Origin of the sequence: Cupriavidus sp. KK10, assembly GCF_018223725.1 — a bacterium.
GTDB classification, from domain to species: domain Bacteria; phylum Pseudomonadota; class Gammaproteobacteria; order Burkholderiales; family Burkholderiaceae; genus Cupriavidus; species Cupriavidus necator.
In genome coordinates this window covers 1,392,367-1,413,635 of sequence record NZ_CP073677.1, presented here as the reverse complement: position 1 = coordinate 1,413,635, position 21,269 = coordinate 1,392,367, and the positions used below count along the sequence as shown (strand labels likewise).

Here is a 21,269-nt window from a genome sequence, read left to right as displayed (position 1 = left end):
CGACCCTTTTCTTCACGCGTCATCCTCATACCCGCCACTTTTCTTGCGCCGGGCATGCGGTTTTTTCCTAAAGTATGAGCATGCCCCGGCACATGCTGCGGGCCGCCCATCGACACCGCGAGGAGGGATCATGCCGCAGGAGAACGAAGACAAGGTCGCGCACCTGCTGGACGAACTGTCCAGCTTCGCGCGCGAGCGGCTGCCGGCGGCGATGTTCGCCGTGGTCGAGCCCTTCCTGCTGCACTACTACGACCAGGCCGACGCCGAAGACTTGCTCCAGCACGACGTCGACGATCTCTACGGCGCCGTGATGGCGCACTGGCAGACCGCACAGAAATTCACGCCCGGCAATGCGCGCATCCGCGTCTACAACCCCAACCTGGAAGAGCACGGCTGGCACTCGGACCACACCGTGGTCGAGATCGTCAATGACGACATGCCCTTCCTGGTCGACTCGGTGACGGTGGAGATCAACCGGCAGGGACTGGCGCTGCACTCGGCGATCCATCCCGTGTTCCGGGTCTGGCGCGACGCGCGCGGCGGCATCGAGCGGATCGCCAAGGGCGGCGCCGGCGAAGCCGGGGACAGCTCGCGCCTGGAGTCCTTTATCCACTTCGAGATCGACCGCAGCGGCGAGGCCGCGCGGCTGGAGGCGCTACGCAGCTGCATTGCGCAGGTGCTGGTCGACGTGCGCGCGGCGGTGGAAGACTGGCCGAAGATGTGCGACATCACCCAGACCACCATCAGCGCCATGGCGCAGGCGCCCGACGCGGCCGCGCCGGAAAGCGCCGAAGCGCGCGCCTTCCTGGACTGGATGATGGATGACCACTTCACCTTCCTCGGCCAGCGTGACTACCAGCTGGTGTCGCAGGACGGGCGCTACTTCCTGCGGGGCGTGCCGGGCTCGGGCGCGGGCATCCTGCGCGAAAGCCTGCGCGAGCCCGATACCGAAGACCTCACGCTGCTGCCCGCCGCGGCCACCGCGATCATCGAAGGGGCTTCGCCGATCTTCCTGACCAAGGCCAACTCGCGCGCCACCGTGCACCGGCCGGGCTATCTCGACTATGTCGGCGTCAAGCTGCTCGATGACAAGGGGCAGCTGTTCGGCGAGCGGCGCTTTGTCGGCCTGTACACCTCGACTGCCTACATGGCGCCGATCGCGGAAATCCCGCTGGTGCGGCTCAAGTGCGCCAATATCCTGGCGCGCGCGGGCTTCCTCGCCAAGGGGCACCTGTACAAGTCGATGGTGACCATCCTTGAGCAATACCCGCGCGATGAACTGTTCCAGGCCACCGAGGATGAACTGTTCGATATCACCACCGGCATCCTGCGGCTGCAGGAACACCAGCGCACCCGGCTCTTTGTACGGCGCGACCGCTTCGACCGCTTTGTCTCGTGCCTGGTGTTCGTGCCGCGCGACAAGTACAACACCGACCTGCGCCAGAAGATCCAGAAGCTGCTGACCGCGGCCTTCCACGGCACCAGCTGCGAGTTCACGCCGCTGCTGTCCGAGTCGCCGCTGGCGCGCATCCAGCTGACCGTGCGCGGCGAGCCCGGCACCATGCCGCACGTTGATACGCGCGAGCTGGAGGCGCGCATCGTGCACGCCAGCCGCCGCTGGCAGGACGATCTCGCCGAAGCCTTGCATGAAAGCCATGGCGAAGAGCAAGGCAACCGGCTGCTGCAGCGCTATGGCGGCTCGTTCCCCGCCGGCTACCGTGAGGACTATCCGGCCCGCACCGCGGTGCGCGATATCGAGCTGATGGAGCACGCGCTGCGCGGCAACGGCATGGCGATGAACCTGTACCGGCCGATCGAGGCCGCGCCGGGGGTGTTCCGCTTCAAGGTGTACCGTGCCGGCGAGCCGATCGCGCTGTCGCACAGCCTGCCCATGCTGGAGCACCTGGGCGTGCGCGTGGATGAAGAGCGCCCCTACCTGATCGAACCCGACAGCGGCACGCCGGTATGGGTGCACGACTTCGGGCTGGAGATTGCGGACAGCGGCGGCGCGGCGGAATTCGATATCGCGCGCGTCAAGGCATTGTTCGAGGATGCCTTCGCGCGCGCCTGGCACGGCGAGATCGAGAACGACGACTTCAACCGCCTGGTGCTGCGCGCCGAGCTGGCCGCGCGCGACGTCACCATCCTGCGCGCCTATGCTCGCTACCTGCGCCAGGTCGGCTCGACCTTCAGCGACGCCTATATCGAGCGCGCACTGACCGGCAACGCGGCCATTGCCGCCATGCTGGTCGGCCTGTTCGTTGCGCGCTTCGACACCTTCAGCGAGGTCGCCACCGACACCGCTCGCCAGGCGCGCTGCGACAAGCTGCTGGCCGATATCGGCGCGGCGCTGGACAAGGTGCCCAACCTGGACGAGGACCGCATCCTGCGGCTCTTCCTGGGCGTGATCAACGCCACCGTGCGCACCAACTATTTCCACCGTGGCGAGGAAGGCCAGCCGCGCCCGTATGTGTCGTTCAAGTTCAATCCCGCGCTGGTCCCCGGCCTGCCCGAGCCGCGCCCGATGTTCGAGATCTGGGTCTACTCGCCGCGCGTTGAGGGCGTGCACCTGCGCGGCGGGCGCGTGGCCCGCGGCGGACTGCGCTGGTCAGACCGGCGCGAGGACTTCCGCACGGAAGTGCTGGGACTGATGAAGGCGCAGATGGTCAAGAACACGGTGATCGTGCCCGTGGGCTCCAAGGGCGGCTTCGTGGTCAAGCGCCCGCCCCCGCCCACCGACCGCGATGCTTTCCTGCAGGAGGGCATTGCCTGCTACCAGACCTTCCTGCGCGGGCTGCTGGACCTGACCGACAACCTCGTCGGCGGCCAGCTGGTGCCGCCTCCCGAGGTGGTGCGCCACGACGACAACGACCCCTACCTGGTGGTCGCAGCCGACAAGGGCACCGCGACGTTCTCCGATTTCGCCAACGCGATCTCGGCCGAATACGGCTTCTGGCTGGGCGATGCCTTTGCGTCCGGGGGCTCGGTCGGATATGACCACAAGAAGATGGGCATTACCGCGCGCGGTGCGTGGGAATCGGTCAAACGGCATTTCCGCGAGATGGGTGTCGATATCCAGACCACGGACTTCACCGTGGCCGGCATCGGCGACATGTCGGGCGACGTGTTCGGCAACGGCATGCTGCTGTCGCCGCATATCCGGCTGGTGGCGGCTTTCGACCACCGGCATATCTTCCTCGATCCCGACCCGGACACGGCAAGGAGCCTGCAGGAACGCACGCGGCTGTTCGGCCTGCCCCGCTCCAGCTGGGCCGACTACGACGCCACGCTGATCTCCGCCGGCGGCGGCATCTATCCGCGCAGCGCCAAGACCATCCCGCTGTCGCCGCAGGTGCAGGCAGTGCTGGGGGTCACGGCAGCCACACTGTCGCCGGCCGAGCTGATCCACGCCATCCTGATGGCGCCGGTCGACCTGCTCTACAACGGCGGCATCGGCACCTACGTCAAGTCCAGCCAGGAAACCCACCTGCAGGCCGGCGACCGCACCAACGACGCGGTGCGCGTCAATGGCAACGACCTGCGCTGCAAGGTGGTCGGCGAAGGCGGCAACCTCGGCTTCACCCAGCTGGGCCGCATCGAGTTCGCGCGCAACGGCGGTCGCATCAACACCGATGCCATCGACAACTCGGCCGGGGTGGATTGCTCGGACCACGAGGTCAATATCAAGATCCTGCTCGGACTGGTGGTTGCCGACGGCGAAATGACCGAGAAGCAGCGCAACAAGCTGCTGGCCGAGATGACCGACGAGGTCGGCCTGCTGGTGCTGCAGGACAACTACTACCAGACCCAGGCACTGTCCGTGGCCGGGCGCAGCAGCCCCGCGCTGCTCGACGGCGAGGCGCGCCTGGTGCGCTGGCTGGAGCGCGCCGGGCGGCTCAACCGCCCGCTGGAGTTCCTGCCTTCGGAGGAGGAAATCGCCGAGCGCAAGCTGGCCGATGAAGGCCTCGCATCGCCCGAACGTGCGGTGCTGCTTGCCTACAGCAAGATGTGGCTGTACGACGAACTGCTGGCCTCCGACGTGCCGGAAGACGCGCTGGTTGCCGGACTGCTGTCGGACTATTTCCCGGTTCCGCTGCGCCAGCGTTACGCCGACGCGATGCAGCGCCACCCGCTGCGACGCGAGATCCTGTCGACGCACCTGACCAATATGCTGGTCAATCGCATCGGCGCCACCTTCGTGCACCGGATCATGGAAGAGACCGACGCACGCCCGGCCGATATCGTGCGCGCCTGCCTGATCGCACGCGATGTCTTCGGCCTGACCACCCTGTGGCAGGAGATCGATGCGCTGGACAACCGTGTGGCCGATGCCGAGCAGGCGCGCATGTTCGGGGCCGTGGCGCTGCTGCTGGAGCGCGCGTGCCTGTGGTTCATCCGCTATCTGCGTAGCGGCAGCAAGGCCGCCGAGGATCTGGCGCGCTTTGCCCAGGCAGCGCAATGGCTGGCACCGCAACTGCCGCGGCTGCTGCCACCGGCCGATGCGACGGCGCTGTCAGAGCGCACCCGCGCCTTGACGGATGCGGGGGTCGACGAAGCGCTGGCCGTGCGCGTGGCCGGCAGCGAGATCTCCGCTGCCGCGCTCGATATCGCCGAAGTGGCCACCGCGTGCGAACGCAGCCTGGACCTGGTGGCGGGGGTTTATTTCGCGCTGGACAGCCACCTGAGCTTCAGCTGGCTGCGCGAGCGCGCGCTGGCGCTGCCATCGGACACGCACTGGGATCTGCTGGCACGCACCACCACGCTGGAAGACCTGGGGCGGCTCAAGCGCGCACTGACCGTCAGCGTGCTGACACAGGCGGGTGAACTGGATACGCCCGAAGCCATGATCGATGCGTGGCGGTCCAGCCGTCATGGCGCGCTGGAACGCTTTACGCGCATGCTGGCCGACCAGCGCGCCTCGGGGGCTGCTGGGCTGTCGATGCTGTCGGTCGCGGTGCGCGAAATCGGTATGCTGGAACGCGCATAGAGCGGCGCTGTCCAGCCGGGGGTTATTGGTCTGCTTCTGCGTCCGTGTCGATGTCCGCAGCGTCGCCGAAGCCTGCGTCGGCACCACGCGGGCGCAGTTCCAGCCCGAGCAGGACCAGCAGATCGAAGGCATCGGAAAGCAGGTGCTTCTGCCTGGGCAGCAGGCTGGCGTACGGCATGTCGTAGATCGACTGGTGCGCGGCACGCTCGCCCTTGAGGCCACGGTCGCGCGCGATATCCGACAGCAGCGCGGCAAACCCTGAGAGATCCTGCGCTGCCAGTGCTGAATTCAATACCTTGGCGATCACTTCCGGCGAAGCGTTCGCCCAGCCCATGCGTTCGGCATTGGAAGCAGAGTCTTGAGGAAGGTCGGCAAAGTCCATGATGTGTATAACGGTCCCGCCTGAGCAAGCTTAAGGCAGCAGCCATGTGTATTTGACCCCACATGCGTGGGGTGACATGGCGTGCCGCCGTCGGTCCGGACTAGCGCGGTGCCGGCTTCGCCGCCACCTGGCGGTAGACCGTGCTGCCGTCGCGCGCGGTGCGTGCCTGGACGTGATTGCGTGCACCGCATTGCGGGCAGCGGAACACGGGACCCTGCCCTTCATTGCGGATCTGCACCTCATTCGGCTCCCAGCGCGCCCCGCAAGCCTGGTTCCCACAAACAAACATGAATTCTCCTTGAAACAGACGCCCGAGAGCCTGAGCCGGGCGCGATACCGGGCATGGCCGCACCGCCTGGTGGCGGCGCGGCCATGCCTGCTCAGCCGTGATTATCAGGCCAGTCGGCCGGCCGCGGGCCCATTCGCCACATATTCGGCGGCTCACCCAATGCCGTGCTCTGATACATCCAGGCGCCGCAGCCAGTGCAGCGCCAGCGGCTGTCGACCTTGCAGCGGTTGCTCATCGCAGCCATGCCCGAGGCAGCCAGGTTCTCGTGCGGCGGCACGCTGGACGGTTCGCCCACCAGCTGATGACACAGGTCACAGGCGTGCATCGGCATCTCCTGTCATGGCGATGATTGCGCGGCGGCGCCTTCAGCCATTGTGCTGCACCCATTGCCGCGCCCACGAAATCGCCGCGGCCCGCGCGTCTTCAGGCGTCGCGTGCGTGGCCGGCGGCGCGCCGCCCTCCAGCACCACGGCGCCCGACTCCCAGATATCGCACAGGGCCTTGAACCGCCCCATGCCCAGCGCGTGGCAATACACGTGGATCACGAAGCCGCCGTACTCCACCACGTCGGTGGCGGTATCGGTCAGCGCCTGATCCGCCGCGGGATCGGACGGCACCAGCGGCGCATCGCGCTGGCGCAGCACCCGCTGCTCCGCGGCGGTGCGCACCAGCATGGCGCAGGCACTGCCCACCGCCGCGCCCAGCACCGCGCCCAAGCCAAACCAGCAAGCCCTGCTCCCGCACCTCGCCATGGCATCCCCCGTAGCGACCCTGCCGGCCTGCCACGACCACGCTGTGCGACCGGCATCGTTTTCAGGTTATACCAATCCAGGCCGACACCGCTTGCCACCAACTTCCACGCGGCAAGGACGCAGCGCCGCAGGGTGTGCCGGCGCACGAAAATGAGAATCGTGGGGGATGACCGAACCGCCGGCCAGGGCTATACTGTACATCCATACAGTATCCGGATACTGCCCCATGCCCTTGTACCAGTCCGATTCCATCCTGCTCGAGGCCTACTACTTCGGCGACGACAGCGAATCCCTGCGCCTGCCCTGCGGCAGTGTCTGCGTGGGCGCCGGCGCCATCCTCGTCGACGGCATCGAGCCACGCCAGCTGCAGGCGCTGCGCTGGACGCCGGATTTCCTGTCCTTCGACGCCCAGGGCACCCGTCACCGCTACCCGGTCAGCCGCCCCGCCCTTGTCGGCCCCGGCCAGGCACGCTTCGCGCTGCTTTAAGCTACGGCTTCCGCATCCCCGATGCGCCACGCCCCTTGCCCACATGCCAGACCTCAGTCCGACCGCCCGCCAACTGATCCGCTCGCTCGACCTGCAGCCACATCCGGAAGGCGGCTACTACCGCGAAACCTATCGCGGCGAAGAACAGGTCGTCTGCCAGGACGGGCGCACGCGCGAAGCCTGCACCGCAATCCACTACATGCTGTGCGGCAACGACTATTCCGCGTGGCATCGCATCCGGTCCGACGAACTCTGGCACTACCACGCAGGCTCCCCCGTGGACGTGCACCGGATCGTGGACGGCACCATCGTCACGCAGCGCCTGGGCGACCCGCTGCGGCATCCCGGCGCGGCCTTCCAGGCAATGGTGCCCGCCGGACTATGGTTTGCCGCCGAACGCCTGGATCTGGGTGATGGCGTGGACTTCGCCCTAGTCGGCTGCACCGTGGCACCGGCCTTCCGCTTCAGCGATTTCGAACTGGCCGACGCAACAGCGCTTGCCGGCCTGGCAAGCGGACATGACGCGCTGTTGCGCAGACTGACTCGCTAGCCCCCAAAAAAACAGCCCGCCGCGGCGGGGTGCGGGCGGGCTGGCAAGTACAGCGGCACGAGTCTAAGCCAGGGCCCCAGCGGGCCATGATGGGAGAACCCGGGTATCTCGCCGCTTTTTCTGGAAACGGCCGAGCAGCGCGTATAGCCCAACAGGCACTCAGGATGCAGATCAATATCTGCGGCTACAGATAATCTTGAGCTCGCCTATCACTCCCGGTCTGGAGCGGGCTCCCGGAATCGAACCGCTCGGCAAGGCCGCACGGGAAACAGTAATAACGCTTTACGTTATTAACGCTTCGCGTTAATATGACCATGATCACTTCGTTCAACTGCCGCGACACGGCACTGCTCTTCGCAGGCACGCGGATCGCCCGGTTCGTCAACATAGAATCTGTTGCCATGCGCAAGCTCCAGCAGTTGCACGCGGCCGGCGACCTCAGCTTTCTGCGAGTCCCGCCGGGTAACAGGCTGGAAGCGCTGCAAGGGCACCGGGCTGGTCAGCACAGCATCCGTATCAACGACCAATGGCGAATCTGCTTTTGCTTCGCCAATGGCCATGCAACTGACGTCGAGATCGTCGACTACCACTGAAAGGAGGCCTCCATGGCACGCGAAGTACCCCTGGCCACTCCGGGAGAAATCCTTCAACTGGACTGGCTCGACCCGCTTGGCATTTCTCAGTACGCCCTGGCCAAGGCCATCGACGTACCGCCTCGCCGTATCAATGAAATTGTGAAGGGTGGCCGCGCCATAACGGCGGACACCGCTGTACGCCTTGGTGCGTTCTTCGGCACCGATCCCCAGAGTTGGATGAACCTGCAGACGCACTTCGACACCGAAATGGCAAAGGAGAAGATCGGCGAGAAGAAGCTGGAGTCGATCAGGCAGCATGCCGTGCTGGCATGATGCGCGAAGCCTGAAATCGGCATTGGGGGCAGCCGCCAATGGGGCTGCGGCCCAGCCACGCCACCCGGCTGGCGGACCGAAAGGTCATGCACTCATCCACGCTTGCATTCGACCTTCTCTTCGTATTCACCGTCGTCCTTCCATTCGCGCTCGATCAGGCAAGGGCCGTCGCGGTACTTCTGCTTCTGCTCATAGCCACGCGGACCACCCTTGCATTTGCGCTCTTCCTTGTATTCGCCATCGCGCTTCTGTTCGCGTTCGATTTCACAAGGGCCGCTACGGAATTTCTCTTTGTACTCGCCGCCACGATAGGCGCTCGGGTAGCCGCGGTCATCGGCGCGTGCGGCAGGCGCGGCCGTCAGCCAGAGGAGCGCAAAGGTAGCCACACAGAGCTTTCGGAACATAAGTGGGGAATCGGCCAGGAGGATGGCAGAGCATAGCAACGGGCATCGGCGACGGCTGTATCAAAGCGTTACCGCACCGGCCGGCCATTTCCACGCGGAAAATAAAAAACCCGCTTGGCTATTCACCAAGCGGGTTTCTGTCTGGTCGGGGCGAGAGGATTTGAACCTCCGACCACCTGCACCCCATGCAGGTACGCTACCAGGCTGCGCTACGCCCCGAAGCAAAAGATTATAACAGAAGCATTTCTCGTATGACTAGCTCCTGACGTCGAAATTATCCGTGCTTCGCGATCTCCCGCAGTTGCGCGAGCAGGTGCTGCACTTCGACCAGTTCATTGCGCAGGCCGCTGATGTCGACCGACAATGCCGCCGCGTTTTCTTCGCCAACCTCTGCGGCCTCAGGCGCTGCCGCTGCCCCACTGTGATGACGGCCTTCATCGAGGCGGTTGCGCGCCCCGTTGATGGTGAAGCCCTGTTCGTAGAGCAGTTCGCGGATGCGGCGGATCAGCAGGACTTCATGGTGCTGGTAGTAGCGGCGGTTGCCGCGGCGCTTGACGGGCTTGAGTTGCGTGAACTCCTGCTCCCAATAGCGCAGGACGTGCGGCTTGACAGCGCAAAGCTCGCTCACCTCACCGATGGTGAAGTAGCGCTTGGCCGGAATCGGCGGCAACGCGATGCGATCGCTGGATTTGTCCGACATGTGGTGTGTAGACGAGCGTCAGGCCATGCCGGCCATGCGGTTGGCGCGCACCAGGTGCGCGCCCAGAAGCATACCGATGCCGGCTTCGGGAAGCAATCCGCCGTTCGGGTGACGCGTCAGCCGACGATGCCTGCGCGTTCTTCCACCAGGCCCTTGAGCTTCTGGCTGGCGTGGAACGTGACCACGCGGCGCGCGGTGATTGGAATGACTTCGCCGGTCTTGGGATTGCGGCCGGGCCGCTGCGGCTTGTCGCGCAACTGGAAGTTGCCGAAGCCGGACAGCTTGACGCTGTCGCCCTGCTCCAGCGCTTCGCGGATGACGTCGAAGAAGGCTTCGACCATGTCCTTCGATTCACGCTTGTTCAGGCCCACCTGGTCGAACAGCATCTCGGCGAGTTCGGCCTTGGTCAGCGTGGGAACTTCGGTCGCGCGGTTATCCGGCATCGCGTCGTCAAGGGAGGAAGCCTGCCGGTCGCTCATCTCACCCAGTGCTGCAGCGGTCATGGAATTCGCGTCTCGATCATTCATGTCGATCGCTCAAGTGTATGTCTGGCGATCCGCCCAGGGCGAGCCCGGGCGCCCTTGTTTATCGTGTGTCCGTCGCGTACTTGTCGCGTACTGGCGATGGCTTAGCCGCGCAGCCGGGCCTGGAAGGCCTCTGTCAGCGCGTCGACCATGCAGCGCACTGCGCTGTCGACGGTTTCGTCCTGGAGGGTCGACCCAGTATCTTGCAAGGTCACCCGGAACGCAAGGCTTTTCTCGTCCGCGCCAATGGCAGCTGAAGCGCCCTTGGGACGGAACTCATCGAACACCACCAGGTTCTGGCAGTAGCGGCCGTAGCCCTGCTTTTCCAGTGCGGCACGCATGGCGTCGAGCAGATCCTGCACGCGTACCGATTGCTTCACGACCACGGCCAAGTCGCGCACGGCGGCCGGGAACTTGGAGATCTCGGTGTACACCGGCAGGCCGGCGTCGCGCAGCGCGTCAAGCGCCAGTTCAAACACGACCGGGGCGTGCGTCAGCTCGTATTCCTGCAGCCAGCGCGGATGCAGCTCGCCGACCACGCCCACGGCCTTGCCGTCGAGCAGCACGCGCGCGGCGCGGCCCGGGTGCAGCGCGGGGTGCGACACCGGCTCGAAACGCGGCACGCGCGGATGGAACAGCGCCTCGACATCGCCCTTGATGTCGAAGAAGTCGACGTTGCGCGTGGGGATGCCCCACTGCTCTTCGAAGGCCGGGCCGTAGGCAATGCCCGCGGCCATCATCGGCTGATCGTAGCCGGCCACCGTCAGGCCGCCGTCCTTCACGCTGTCGTCACGATGGAACACGCGGCCCACCTCGAACAGGCGCACGCGCGCGGCCTTGCGGTTCAGGTTGTAGCGCACCTTGTCGACCAAGCCGCCGATCAGCGTCGAACGCATCACCGCCAACTGGCTGGCGATCGGGTTCAGCAGGCGGATCGGGTTGTCGTTGGTGGCGAAGTCGCGCTCCCACTTCTCTTCGACGAAGGCGAAATTGATGACTTCCTGGTAGTCGCGCGCGGCCACGGCATGGCGCACCACGTGGGTGGAGCGGCGAGCCTCGTTGGTCGGGCGCATCTCGCTCTCGGCGATCGGCGGACGCGCCGGGATGCGCTCGAAACCATAGATGCGGGCCACTTCCTCGATCAGGTCTTCCTCGATCTCGATATCGAAGCGGTAGCTCGGCGGCGTGACTTCAAACACCTCGCCCTCGGCGCCCTGGGTGCGCACGAACGGCAGCTGCAGGCGCTGGAATACATCGGCGATGGCCGCCGGCGACAGCTCGATGCCCAGCACGCGCTCGGCGCGCGCCACGCGCAGGCTGACCGGCTTGCGCTGCGGCAGGTTGACCACGTGGTCGTCCACCGGACCGGCCTGGCCGCCGCAGATCTCGAGGATCAGCGCGGTGATGCGCTCGATATGCTCGACCGTGGTGGCGTAGTCCACGCCGCGTTCGAAGCGGTGTCCGGCGTCGGTCGAGAAATTGTAGCGGCGGCCCCGGCCCTGGATCGCAGCGGGCCACCAGAATGCGGCCTCGAGATAGATGTCCGTGGTGTCCAGCGTCACGGCAGTGCTGTCGCCGCCCATGATGCCAGCCAGGCTTTCGATCTCCTTGTCATCGGCGATCACGCCGACCTGTTCGTCGACCTCGATGGTATTGCCGTTGAGCAGCTTGATCTGCTCGCCCTTGCGGCCCCAGCGCACATCCAGGCCGCCGTGGATCTTGTTCAGGTCGAACACGTGCGACGGACGTCCCAATTCCAGCATCACATAGTTCGAGATATCGACCAGTGCGGAAACACTGCGCTGGCCCGAGCGCTCAAGGCGCTGCACCATCCATGCCGGCGTGGCCGCGCGCGCATTGACACCGCGGATCACGCGGCCGGAGAAGCGGCCGCACAGGTCCGGCGCCGATACCTTGACCGGCAGTTTGTCCTGGATCGTCACCGCCACCGGCTTCATCTCGGGCAGCGTCAGCGCGGCGCCGGTCAGTGCCGACACTTCGCGCGCCACGCCATGGATCGACAGGCAGTCGGCCTTGTTCGGCGTCAGCTTGATGACAAAGACCTGGTCATCCAGGTCGAGGTATTGGCGGATGTTCTGGCCGACCGGCGCGTCTTCCGGCAGCACCAGCAGGCCACCGTGCTCTTCCGACAGCTTCAGTTCGCGCGCCGAGCACAGCATGCCATAGCTGTCCACGCCGCGCAGCTTGCCGACCTTGATCTCGAACGGCTTGCCGCCGTCCTCGGACGGGGGCAGCACGGCGCCAACCAGTGCGCACGGCACCAGGATGCCGGGCTTGACGTTGGGCGCACCGCAGACGATCTGCAGGGTCTCGCCGGTGCCGGCATCGACCTGGCACACGTTGAGGCGGTCGGCGTTGGGATGGCGCTCGGTCGACAGCACGCGCGCGACCACCACCTTGTCGAACGGCGGCGCGACCGAGCCCACCTCTTCTACTTCCAGGCCGGCCATGGTCAGCGTGTGCGACAGCGCGTCGGTGGAGATCTTTTCAGGGTTGGCGAAGGTGCGAAGCCAGGATTCCGAGAATTGCATGGCGCTTCTGATCCGGTAAGTATTCTGTGTGGTCGTTGACGAGGGGACGGCGGCGCGTCAGGCGAACTGGCGCAGGAAGCGCACGTCGCCCTCGAAGAACAGGCGCAGGTCGTTGATGCCATAGCGCAACATGGTCAGGCGCTCCAGGCCGGAGCCGAACGCAAAACCGATATAGCGCTCGGGATCGAGGCCCATGTTGCGCAGCACGTTCGGATGCACCTGGCCCGAACCGGAGATCTCCAGCCACTTGCCATTGCCGAAGGCCATGTCGATCTCTGCCGACGGCTCGGTGAACGGGAAGTACGATGGGCGGAAGCGCACCTGAATGTCATCGCGCTCGAAGAACTTGCGCAGGAAATCGGTGTACACGCCCTTGAGGTCGGCAAAGCTGACGTCCTCGCCGATCCACAGGCCTTCGACCTGGTTGAACATGGGCGAGTGCGTGGCGTCGCTGTCGACACGGTAGGTGCGGCCCGGACAGATCACCTTGATCGGCGGCATCGCCTTGCCGGCGTACTTCTCGACATGCATCTTCGCGTAGCGGACCTGCATCGGGCTGGTGTGCGTGCGCAGGAGCAGCAGCTTGTCGTCGCTGTCGCGGCCGTCGACATAGAAGGTGTCCTGCATCGAACGCGCCGGATGGTTATCCGGATTGTTCAGCGCGGTGAAGTTCATCCAGTCGGTCTCGATCTCGGGGCCGTCGGCCACATCGAAACCGATCGAGCCGAAGATCTGCTCGACGCGCTCCCACGTGCGCATCACCGGGTGCAGGCTGCCGCGGCTGACCGCACGGCCAGGCAGCGTGACGTCGATGGCCTCCGCGGCCAGGCGCGCGTTCATCAGCGCATCGGCCAGCGCCTGGCGGCGTGCCTGCAGGGCGGCTTCAACCTGCTGCTTGATCTGGTTGATGCGGGCGCCTTCCGTCTTGCGGGTTTCCGGGTCGAGCTTGCCTAGGCCCTTGAGGAGTTCGGTCAGCGCACCGGTCTTGCCCAGGAAGCGGGCCTTTTCGTTTTCCAGCGTGGCGTTGTCGTTGGCAGCAGCGAAGGCGGCCTGGGCATCGGCGACAATTTGATCCAGATCCTGAGACATGGCGGCGGTCGTGGGACTTTTGGCGTCGGGCCGGTACGCACCGGTCCGACGTGGGTTGGCACTACGTGCGGTGTTCGTTTCGAATGCGGTCTCGGCAACCGGATTCCGGCAACTGAAACGGCATTCGAAATAAAAACGGGGCTCGGTGAGGAGCCCCGTTTCAGCGGACCTTGCGGTCAGCGGTCGACCTTGCGGTCGGTGCTTGCCCGGCAGCGCTTACGCGCTACCGCAGCCGGCATCAGGCAACGGTGGCTTTCACCTGGTTGACGATGGCGGCAAAGGCAGGCTTGTCGTGAATAGCCATGTCCGACAGCACCTTGCGGTCCAGTTCAATCGAGGCCTTCTTCAGACCGTTCATGAACACGCTGTAGGTCATGCCATGCTCACGCGTCGCGGCATTGATACGCGCAATCCACAGAGCGCGGAACACGCGCTTCTTGTTGCGGCGATCGCGGTATGCGTACTGGCCAGCACGCATGACCGCCTGCTTGGCGATGCGATAGACATTATTGCGACGGCCGCGGTAACCCTTGGCAGCATCGATGACTTTCTTGTGACGGGCCCGTGCAGTGACCCCACGCTTTACTCGAGGCATGTAATTCTCCTTTCGTTTTCGTCAGGGGTTATGCGTAAGGCATCATCGCGCGCACCGACTTCAGATTCGTCTCATGGACGTCCTGAGTACCGCGCAGTTGACGCTTGTTCTTGGTGGTCTTCTTGGTCAGGATGTGACGCTTGAAGGCCTGGCCACGCTTGAACGAACCGTTCGGACGGGCAGTAAAGCGCTTGGAGGCGCTTTTCTTCGTCTTCATCTTCGGCATGAAAAACTCCAGCTCATATGACATGCATGCAGGTGGACGGCTCACGCCGACGCTTGCAAGACCCGCATCCACTTGTTGTTGCACAGCGGCCCTTGCGGGCCGCGCGCGACTTCCGCACGAAGCAACGCCGGGATGCCTGGCATCCCGGCCGCTGCAACGCGCAGGAATTACTTCTTCTTCTTGGGGGCGAGCACCATCACCATCTGGCGCCCTTCCATCTTCGGCATCTGCTCGACCTGACCGATTTCATCCAGGTCCGCCTTCAAGCGTTCGAGCATGCGCGCGCCGATTTCCTGGTGCGCCATCTCGCGACCACGGAACCGCAGCGTGATCTTGGTCTTGTCGCCATCTTCCAGGAAGCGCTTCAGGTTGCGCAGCTTGACGTTGTAGTCGCCATCATCCGTACCCGGCCGGAACTTGACTTCCTTGACCTGGATGATTTTCTGCTTCAGCTTCGCCTCGTGGGCGCGCTTGGCTTCCTCGTACTTGAACTTCCCGTAATCCATGATCCGGGCGACGGGCGGAACCGCGTTCGGCGCGATCTCGACCAGGTCCAAGTCCTTATCTTCAGCCAGCCGCAGTGCGTCCATGAACTTGACGATGCCGAGCTGTTCGTTATCAACCCCTACCAGGCGCAGCTCAGGCGCGCTGATTTCCCGGTTGATGCGATGACCTTTGTCCGTAGCGATGTTGCGTTACCTCAAGAAGACAAAAAAACAAGCCGTGCTCACCACCCATCAGGCTTTGCTGGCGACGTCGTTTTGCAGACGCTCAACAAACGCGGAGACGGGCATCACACCCAGATCCACGTTGCCACGGGCACGCACGGCCACTTGACTGGCATCCCGCTCCTTGTCGCCCACTACCAGCAGGTAGGGAACCTTTTGAAGCGAATGCTCGCGGATTTTATACGTAATTTTCTCATTACGCAAATCGGCCTTGGCCCTAAACCCTTGTTTTTGCAGCAATTGCACGACGCTTTCGGCGTATTCCGCCTGCGAATCCGCAATATTCATGACCACCACCTGCTCCGGGGCCAGCCAGGCCGGCAACGCACCGGCGTGGTTTTCCAGCAGGATGCCCAGGAAACGCTCGAACGAACCCAGGATGGCGCGGTGAAGCATCACCGGGCGCTTGCGCGAGTTGTCCTCGGAGACGTATTCGGCATCCAGGCGCTCCGGCAGCACCAGGTCAAGCTGCAGCGTGCCGCACTGCCACGAGCGGCCGATCGCGTCCTTGATGTGGTACTCGACCTTGGGGCCGTAGAAGGCGCCCTCACCCGGCAGCTCTTCCCAATCCACGCCGCAGGCGCGCAGCGCCAGGCGCAGGCCCTCTTCGGCGTGGTCCCAGACCTCGTCGGAGCCAGCACGCTGGTCCGGGCGCAGCGACAGCTTGACCTTCACATCCTTGAAGCCGAAGTCGTCGTAGACCGAGAACGCCAGTTCGTTGAAGGCCTTGGCCTCCGCCACGATCTGCTCTTCCGTGCAGAAGATGTGCGCATCATCCTGCACAAAGCCGCGCACGCGCATCAGCCCGTGCAGCGCGCCCGACGGCTCGTTGCGGTGGCAGGCGCCGAACTCGGCCAGGCGCAGCGGCAGGTCGCGGTACGAACGCAGGCCGTGGTTGAAGATCTGCACATGGCCTGGGCAGTTCATCGGCTTAATCGCGTAGTCGCGCTTCTCCGACTCCGTGACGAACATGTTCTCCTTGTAGTTCTGCCAGTGGCCGGACTTCTCCCAAAGCGAACGATCCATCACCTGCGGCGTACGGACTTCGTCATAGCCGGCGTCTGTCAGGCGGCCGCGCATGTATTGCTCGACGGCCTGCCACACCTGCCAGCCCTTCGGATGCCAGAACACCATGCCGGGCGCCTCTTCCTGAAGGTGGAACAGGTCGAGCGTCTTGCCCAGCTTGCGGTGGTCGCGCTTCTCGGCCTCTTCCAGCATGTGCAGATAGGCTTCCTGGTCTTCTTTCTTCGCCCAGGCCGTTCCGTAGATGCGCTGGAGCATCTCGTTGTTGGCATCGCCGCGCCAGTAGGCGCCGGCCACCTTCATCAGCTTGAAGACCTTCAGCTTGCCCGTGGACGGCACGTGCGGGCCACGACACAGGTCGACGAAGCTGCCTTCGCGGTACAGGCCGATTTCCTGGTCGGCGGGGATCGAGGCGATGATCTCGGCCTTGTACTTCTCGCCCATCGACTCGAACAGCGCCACCGCTTCGTCGCGGTTCCACACTTCGCGCACGACCTTCTCGTCCTTGCGGGCGAGCTCCGTCATCTTCTTCTCGATGGCGGCCAGGTCTTCGGGCGTGAAGGGACGCTTGTAGGCAAAGTCGTAGTAGAAGCCGTTTTCGATCACCGGCCCGATCGTCACCTGCGCTTCCGGATAGAGCTCCTTGACGGCATAGGCCAGCAAGTGCGCCGTGGAGTGGCGGATCACATCGACGCCATCGGCGTCCTTGTCCGTGACGATGGCCAGCTCGCCATCGCGGTCAATCTTGTAGCTCGTGTCGACCAGCTGGCCGTCCACCTTGCCGGCCAGCGCGGCCTTGGCCAGGCCGGCACCGATGCTCTGCGCCACTTCGGCAACCGTCACCGGGCCGGGAAACTCGCGGCGGGACCCATCCGGCAGCGTGATTGCGATCATTTCGACTCTCCAGGTTCCGCTGGCTGCGCCTTGCGCATCGCCTGAGCGGATCAAACTGCATCTTGTGGCACCGGCCCCGGCATGCCTGCGGGACTGGCGATTTATTCTTTACTGCCCTGCTCTGCCGCACCGGAAAGGCGGCAGCTTATCAGGGTGCTGGCAGGCGACAGACGAAAAAAAACGCGGCCAAGGCCGCGTTTCTCTTTGTCAAACCCAATCCAACCGGGTCGAAGGCGCACCTCGACTACTGTCGCTTGCCAGCGGTAGTAGTTCGCGGTGTCATAACCATGATGCCCTTCCGTTCCGTATGGGGTTGAATCGGACTTGCCACACTTCTTTTTACTGCTTTCCTGCAATTCGTTGGTAGGCTCGATTGGACTCGAACCAACGACCCCCACCATGTCAAGGTGGTGCTCTAACCAGCTGAGCTACGAGCCTAGCGAAGCCGCAAGTATAGCATCACTTTCTTTTCGCCTGCAACACCCCCTGGACGTCTTCGATCAACTGCAGCGCGCGCTGCAGCTGCGTAGCCTCGGACACTTCGGCAGTGAACTGCATGCGTGCCACGCCCTTGCTGGAGAGCGTCTTGACGCCGGTGACGTTGATCTTCTCGCGCGACAGCACTTCGGAGATATCGCGCAGCAACCCCTGGCGATCGATCGCCTCGACGTGGATGTCGACCGGGTAGACCGCGGCGTGGCTCTTCTGGCCCCACTCGGTCTGGATCACCCGCTCCGGCGCGCGCCCGGCCAGTTGCTGGAAGGTGTGGCAGCTGCGCCGATGGATCGACACCCCGCGCCCGCGCGTGACAAAGCCGACGATGTCATCCGGCGGCGCCGGCTTGCAGCAGCGCGACATCTGCGTCATCAGCGAATCCACCCCCACCACCAGCACGCCGCTCTTGGCGCCGCGCGCCACGCTGGTGGCGCGGCTTTTCTTGGTGACAGCATCTTCCTCGCTCAGCGGCGCCTGGACCTCGCCCTCCGGGTGTCGCAGCGCGTGCTCTACGTGACGCAGGCTGAACTCATCCTTGGCCACTGCCGCAAACAGGTCCTCCGGCGTCTTGAAGCCCAGCCGCGTGGCCAGGTCTTCCAGCTTGACCGCGGTCTTGCCTTCGCGCTGCAGGGTCTTGTCGATCAGCACGCGGCCCTGCGCGATGGTCTCCTGCGAATCGAGCGCATTGAACCAGGCCCGCACCTTGGCCCGCGCGCGGCTGCTGGCCAGGTAGCCCAGGTCCGCGTTGAGCCAGTCGCGCGACGGTCCGCCCTGCTTGACCGCGATGATCTCCACGGTCTGGCCGTTCTTCAGCGGCGTGTTCAGCGGCACCATGGTGCCGTCCACGCGCGCGCCGCGGCAGCGGTGGCCGAGATCGCTGTGCAGGTAGTAGGCAAAGTCCACCGCGGTGGCGCCCTGCGGCAGCGCCACAACGCGCGCCTGCGGCGTCAGCACGTAGATGTGGTCGTCGATCGCGGCATGCTTGATCTGCTCCCACGACTCGTCGTGCGCCACGCTGTGGTCGGCATCGTCCTTCCACGCCAGCAGCTGGCGCAGCCAGGCTATCTTCTCGTCATAGCGCTCGCTGGCGGAAAACTGCCCGGCATAGCCGCGGCTGCCCGCCTCCTTGTAGCGCCAGTGCGCGGCCACGCCGTATTCAGCAAAGTGGTGCATCTCGTGGGTGCGGATCTGCACCTCGAAGGCGCGCCCGTCATCGCCGATCACCACCGTATGCAGCGACTTGTAGCCGTTGGCCTTGGGTCGCGAGATGTAGTCGTCGAACTCGCGCGGGATCGGCTGCCAGATATGGTGGACGATACCCAGCACCGTGTAGCAGTCCTTGATATCGTCGACGATCACGCGGAAGGCACGCACATCGTACAGGTCGGCAAAATCCAGCTCCTTGCCGCGCATCTTCTTCCAGATGCTGTAGATATGCTTGGGCCGCCCGCTGACCTCGGCAGGGATGCCGGCGGTCGCCAGTTCGGACTGCAGCCGTTCGATGGCGCTGGCGATATAGCCTTCGCGCTCGATGCGCTTTTCATCCAGCAGCTTGGCGATGCGCTTGTAGGTATCGGGCTGCTCGAAGCGGAACGCCAGGTCCTCCAGCTCCCACTTCATCTGCCAGATACCAAGGCGGTTGGCCAGCGGCGCGTAGATGTCCAGCGTTTCGCGCGCCACGCCCGGCTGCGGCGCCTGTTTGGTCTCGGCCATCCAGCGCAGCGTCTGCAGCCGCGAGGCCAGGCGCACCAGCACCACGCGGATATCCTGCGCAAACGCCAGCAGCATCTTGCGCAGCGCCTCGACCTGTTCGTGGCGCGCCTGCGCTTCGTTTTTGGACGGCGCGGCCGGCTCGGCCTCGGGGCGGCTGCCGGCGATGGCACCGATGCGCAGCAGCTGCCGCACACCGTCGACCAGCCGCGCCACCTCGTCGCCAAAGCGCGGCGCGATCTCGGCCTCGGTGGCGGGCACGAAGGCCACCAGCCCGAACAGGCAGGCGGCGGCGCGCGCGGCGTCGTCGACGCGCAGGCCGTCGAGAATGCGCAGCATGCCCTGCGCGTGCGACAGCACGGTCTCGCCGGTGGGCAGCGCGACCTCGGCACCATGCTCGCGCACGTAGGCCAGTGCGCGTTCGACCAGTTCGGCATCCGGAATGCCCGCGACCCGACCGGTCAGGTCGGTGGACGTCACCATGTCACAACGCCTGCATCAGTTGAGCGCAGCGGTCACCACCACTTCGATCAGGTAATCGGGATTGGCCAGGCGGGCTTCGACGGTGGCGCGCGGGGGCGTGTTGCCTTGCGGCACCCAGGCGTCCCAGACCTCGTTCATCTCGCCGATCTGGTCGACATTGGTCAGGAAGATCTGGCACGACAGGATGCGGGTCTTGTCGCTGCCGGCCTCGGCCAGCAGGCGGTCGATATGGCCGAGGACCTCGCGCGTCTGGCCGCGGATATCGGCCTTGGGATCGACCTCGGGCACCTGACCGGCGAGATACACCACACCGTTATAGACCGCGTATTCGGACAACCGCTTGCCCACGTGGGCGCGCTTCAGTTCAAGGTTACTCATGACAATGCGTTGACTGATAAAAACAAGGCCGGCATGCGATGCAATCAGGCCCCGGTAAAAAACTGCCGGGCGATCGCAATCTGCGCCGGATCGACAAAGGTCGGGGCATGGCCCACGTCGGGCACTTCCACCGAGCTCACATGCTTGCCGCGCGCCACCATTTCGGCCACGGTCTCGCGCAGCAGCAGGTCCGACTGCGCGCCGCGCACCACCAGCACCGGGCCTTCGATGGCCTCGAAGCTGCGCCACAGCGCGGCCTCGCCGGCAGCAATGGCCTCGGGCGTGGATTTGCGGAACGGCACTGCCAGCTGCGGATCGTAATGCAAGCCCCATTCCAGGCCGTCCGTGCCCTGCACCGGTTTCAGGATGGCGGCGTTGAGCTCGCGCCACTGCTCTGGCGTATGGCGCCCGAACGATGCGCTGATGGTCTGCAGGTAGGCCAGGCCTTCCTCGAAGGTCTTGAAGCGCACCGGCAGCCCCAGGTAGGCGCCGATCCGTTCCACCGCCGAGGGCGCCAGCTTCGGCCCCACGTCGTTGAGCAACAGCTTGCGCACCGGCGACTTCGGCAACCCGGCCAGGCCCATGCCGATCAGCCCGCCCATCGAGGTGCCGAACCAGTCCACCTTCTCCACATTGAGCCGCGCAATCAGCGTGACCATGTCCGCGACGTACTGCGGCACCACGTAGCCGTGGGCATCGGCCAGCCATTCCGAGCGGCCGCGCCCGGCCACATCGGGGCAGACCACGCGGTAGTCGCCGCACAGCGCGCTGGCAACGGTGTCGAAGTCGCGGCCGGTGCGCGTCAGCCCATGCGCGCACACCAGCACGCGCGGATTGGCGGGGTCGCCCCACTCGTGGTAGGCCATGCGGTGCAGGCCCGCCGGACTGATGCACTGGACAAAACCGAGACGCGGACTGGCAGACATCTGGACTCCCTGGCGAACCGGACCGCGGACCGCAAAAAAGACGGTGCTGCCGGAGGTTGAGCAAAGCTGGATTGTACGCCGCAGCGGGTACAATGCCACAGCACAGTGTCAGCGCCCCGCGTGCGCGGCCGCGCACCGCCACGGCGCGCGCCGCCAACCCTGTGGCATTCCTTCTGTGGCATCCCTT

21 protein-coding genes and 2 tRNA genes are annotated in these 21,269 nt (G+C 65.0%); 5 read left to right on the top strand and 18 right to left on the bottom strand.

Annotated features, from left to right (window positions below; translation table 11 throughout):
* Positions 1-130: 130 nt before the first annotated feature.
* On the top strand, positions 131-4,987 hold the full coding sequence (locus KB879_RS06990) for an NAD-glutamate dehydrogenase (protein ID WP_211980963.1): 4,857 nt from the start codon (positions 131-133) through the stop codon (positions 4,985-4,987).
* Between the two features lie 22 nt (positions 4,988-5,009).
* On the opposite strand, the gene KB879_RS06985 is transcribed toward KB879_RS06990, so the two are convergent.
* The 4 genes from KB879_RS06985 to KB879_RS06970 all read right to left on the bottom strand — a co-directional run bounded on the left by KB879_RS06985 (position 5,010) and on the right by KB879_RS06970 (position 6,365).
* Complete coding sequence (locus tag KB879_RS06985; RefSeq protein WP_013956372.1) at positions 5,010-5,369, bottom strand: hypothetical protein; 360 nt, start codon at positions 5,367-5,369, stop codon at positions 5,010-5,012.
* Positions 5,370-5,469: 100 nt separating this feature from the next.
* Positions 5,470-5,658 carry a hypothetical protein gene (locus KB879_RS06980; protein WP_018310329.1) on the bottom strand — a complete coding sequence of 63 codons (189 nt, stop codon included), beginning with the start codon at positions 5,656-5,658 and terminating at the stop codon, positions 5,470-5,472.
* 91 nt (positions 5,659-5,749) lie between these two features.
* Positions 5,750-5,983, bottom strand: a complete 234-nt coding sequence (locus KB879_RS06975) for a hypothetical protein (protein WP_035817458.1) — start codon at positions 5,981-5,983, stop codon at positions 5,750-5,752.
* Between the two features lie 40 nt (positions 5,984-6,023).
* Positions 6,024-6,365 carry a hypothetical protein gene (locus KB879_RS06970; protein WP_235205703.1) on the bottom strand — a complete coding sequence of 114 codons (342 nt, stop codon included), beginning with the start codon at positions 6,363-6,365 and terminating at the stop codon, positions 6,024-6,026.
* 271 nt (positions 6,366-6,636) lie between these two features.
* On the opposite strand from KB879_RS06970, the gene KB879_RS06965 reads away from it, so the two are divergent.
* The 4 genes from KB879_RS06965 (at position 6,637) to KB879_RS06950 (ending at position 8,355) form a co-directional block, all read left to right on the top strand.
* Positions 6,637-6,897, top strand: a complete 261-nt coding sequence (locus tag KB879_RS06965; protein WP_035817461.1) for a hypothetical protein — start codon at positions 6,637-6,639, stop codon at positions 6,895-6,897.
* 43 nt (positions 6,898-6,940) lie between these two features.
* The gene (locus tag KB879_RS06960; protein ID WP_211980962.1) at positions 6,941-7,447 is read left to right on the top strand and encodes a cupin domain-containing protein; all 507 of its coding nucleotides are present in this window, start codon (positions 6,941-6,943) and stop codon (positions 7,445-7,447) included.
* 314 nt (positions 7,448-7,761) lie between these two features.
* Complete coding sequence (locus KB879_RS06955) at positions 7,762-8,040, top strand: type II toxin-antitoxin system RelE/ParE family toxin (protein WP_041228359.1); 279 nt, start codon at positions 7,762-7,764, stop codon at positions 8,038-8,040.
* Positions 8,041-8,052: 12 nt separating this feature from the next.
* A complete protein-coding gene (locus KB879_RS06950) occupies positions 8,053-8,355 on the top strand; it encodes a HigA family addiction module antitoxin (protein WP_013956365.1) in 303 nt (100 codons plus the stop codon).
* Between the two features lie 92 nt (positions 8,356-8,447).
* Here the strand turns inward: KB879_RS06950 and KB879_RS06945 are convergent, their stop codons facing one another.
* The 14 genes from KB879_RS06945 to KB879_RS06880 form a co-directional block, all read right to left on the bottom strand.
* Positions 8,448-8,741, bottom strand: a complete 294-nt coding sequence (locus KB879_RS06945) for a hypothetical protein (protein ID WP_238553062.1) — start codon at positions 8,739-8,741, stop codon at positions 8,448-8,450.
* 160 nt (positions 8,742-8,901) lie between these two features.
* Positions 8,902-8,978 (bottom strand) — tRNA-Pro (locus KB879_RS06940).
* Between the two features lie 55 nt (positions 8,979-9,033).
* Complete coding sequence (locus KB879_RS06935) at positions 9,034-9,459, bottom strand: MerR family transcriptional regulator (protein WP_013956331.1); 426 nt, start codon at positions 9,457-9,459, stop codon at positions 9,034-9,036.
* A gap of 116 nt (positions 9,460-9,575) precedes the next feature.
* Positions 9,576-9,986, bottom strand: a complete 411-nt coding sequence (locus KB879_RS06930) for an integration host factor subunit alpha (RefSeq protein WP_153955928.1) — start codon at positions 9,984-9,986, stop codon at positions 9,576-9,578.
* Between the two features lie 101 nt (positions 9,987-10,087).
* Positions 10,088-12,535, bottom strand: a complete 2,448-nt coding sequence (gene pheT / locus KB879_RS06925) for a phenylalanine--tRNA ligase subunit beta (RefSeq protein WP_211980961.1) — start codon at positions 12,533-12,535, stop codon at positions 10,088-10,090.
* Between the two features lie 57 nt (positions 12,536-12,592).
* Positions 12,593-13,624 (bottom strand): phenylalanine--tRNA ligase subunit alpha, encoded by a 1,032-nt coding sequence (pheS, locus tag KB879_RS06920; protein ID WP_013956328.1) that lies wholly within the window; start codon positions 13,622-13,624, stop codon positions 12,593-12,595.
* 238 nt (positions 13,625-13,862) lie between these two features.
* On the bottom strand, positions 13,863-14,219 hold the full coding sequence (gene rplT, locus KB879_RS06915; RefSeq protein WP_008650487.1) for a 50S ribosomal protein L20: 357 nt from the start codon (positions 14,217-14,219) through the stop codon (positions 13,863-13,865).
* A gap of 28 nt (positions 14,220-14,247) precedes the next feature.
* Positions 14,248-14,445, bottom strand: coding sequence for a 50S ribosomal protein L35 (rpmI, locus tag KB879_RS06910; RefSeq protein ID WP_006575466.1), 198 nt, complete (start codon positions 14,443-14,445; stop codon positions 14,248-14,250).
* A 167-nt stretch (positions 14,446-14,612) separates the two neighbouring features.
* The gene (gene infC / locus KB879_RS06905; RefSeq protein WP_080569535.1) at positions 14,613-15,134 is read right to left on the bottom strand and encodes a translation initiation factor IF-3; all 522 of its coding nucleotides are present in this window, start codon (positions 15,132-15,134) and stop codon (positions 14,613-14,615) included.
* 48 nt (positions 15,135-15,182) lie between these two features.
* Positions 15,183-17,090, bottom strand: a complete 1,908-nt coding sequence (gene thrS / locus KB879_RS06900; RefSeq protein WP_013956326.1) for a threonine--tRNA ligase — start codon at positions 17,088-17,090, stop codon at positions 15,183-15,185.
* A gap of 361 nt (positions 17,091-17,451) precedes the next feature.
* Positions 17,452-17,528 (bottom strand) — tRNA-Val (locus KB879_RS06895).
* 21 nt (positions 17,529-17,549) lie between these two features.
* On the bottom strand, positions 17,550-19,778 hold the full coding sequence (locus tag KB879_RS06890; RefSeq protein WP_153955926.1) for a bifunctional (p)ppGpp synthetase/guanosine-3',5'-bis(diphosphate) 3'-pyrophosphohydrolase: 2,229 nt from the start codon (positions 19,776-19,778) through the stop codon (positions 17,550-17,552).
* Between the two features lie 15 nt (positions 19,779-19,793).
* Positions 19,794-20,156: a RidA family protein gene (locus tag KB879_RS06885; RefSeq protein ID WP_010813105.1), complete on the bottom strand. Its 363-nt coding sequence runs from the start codon at positions 20,154-20,156 to the stop codon at positions 19,794-19,796.
* Between the two features lie 44 nt (positions 20,157-20,200).
* Complete coding sequence (locus KB879_RS06880; protein WP_013956324.1) at positions 20,201-21,082, bottom strand: alpha/beta fold hydrolase; 882 nt, start codon at positions 21,080-21,082, stop codon at positions 20,201-20,203.
* Positions 21,083-21,269: the final 187 nt, after the last annotated feature.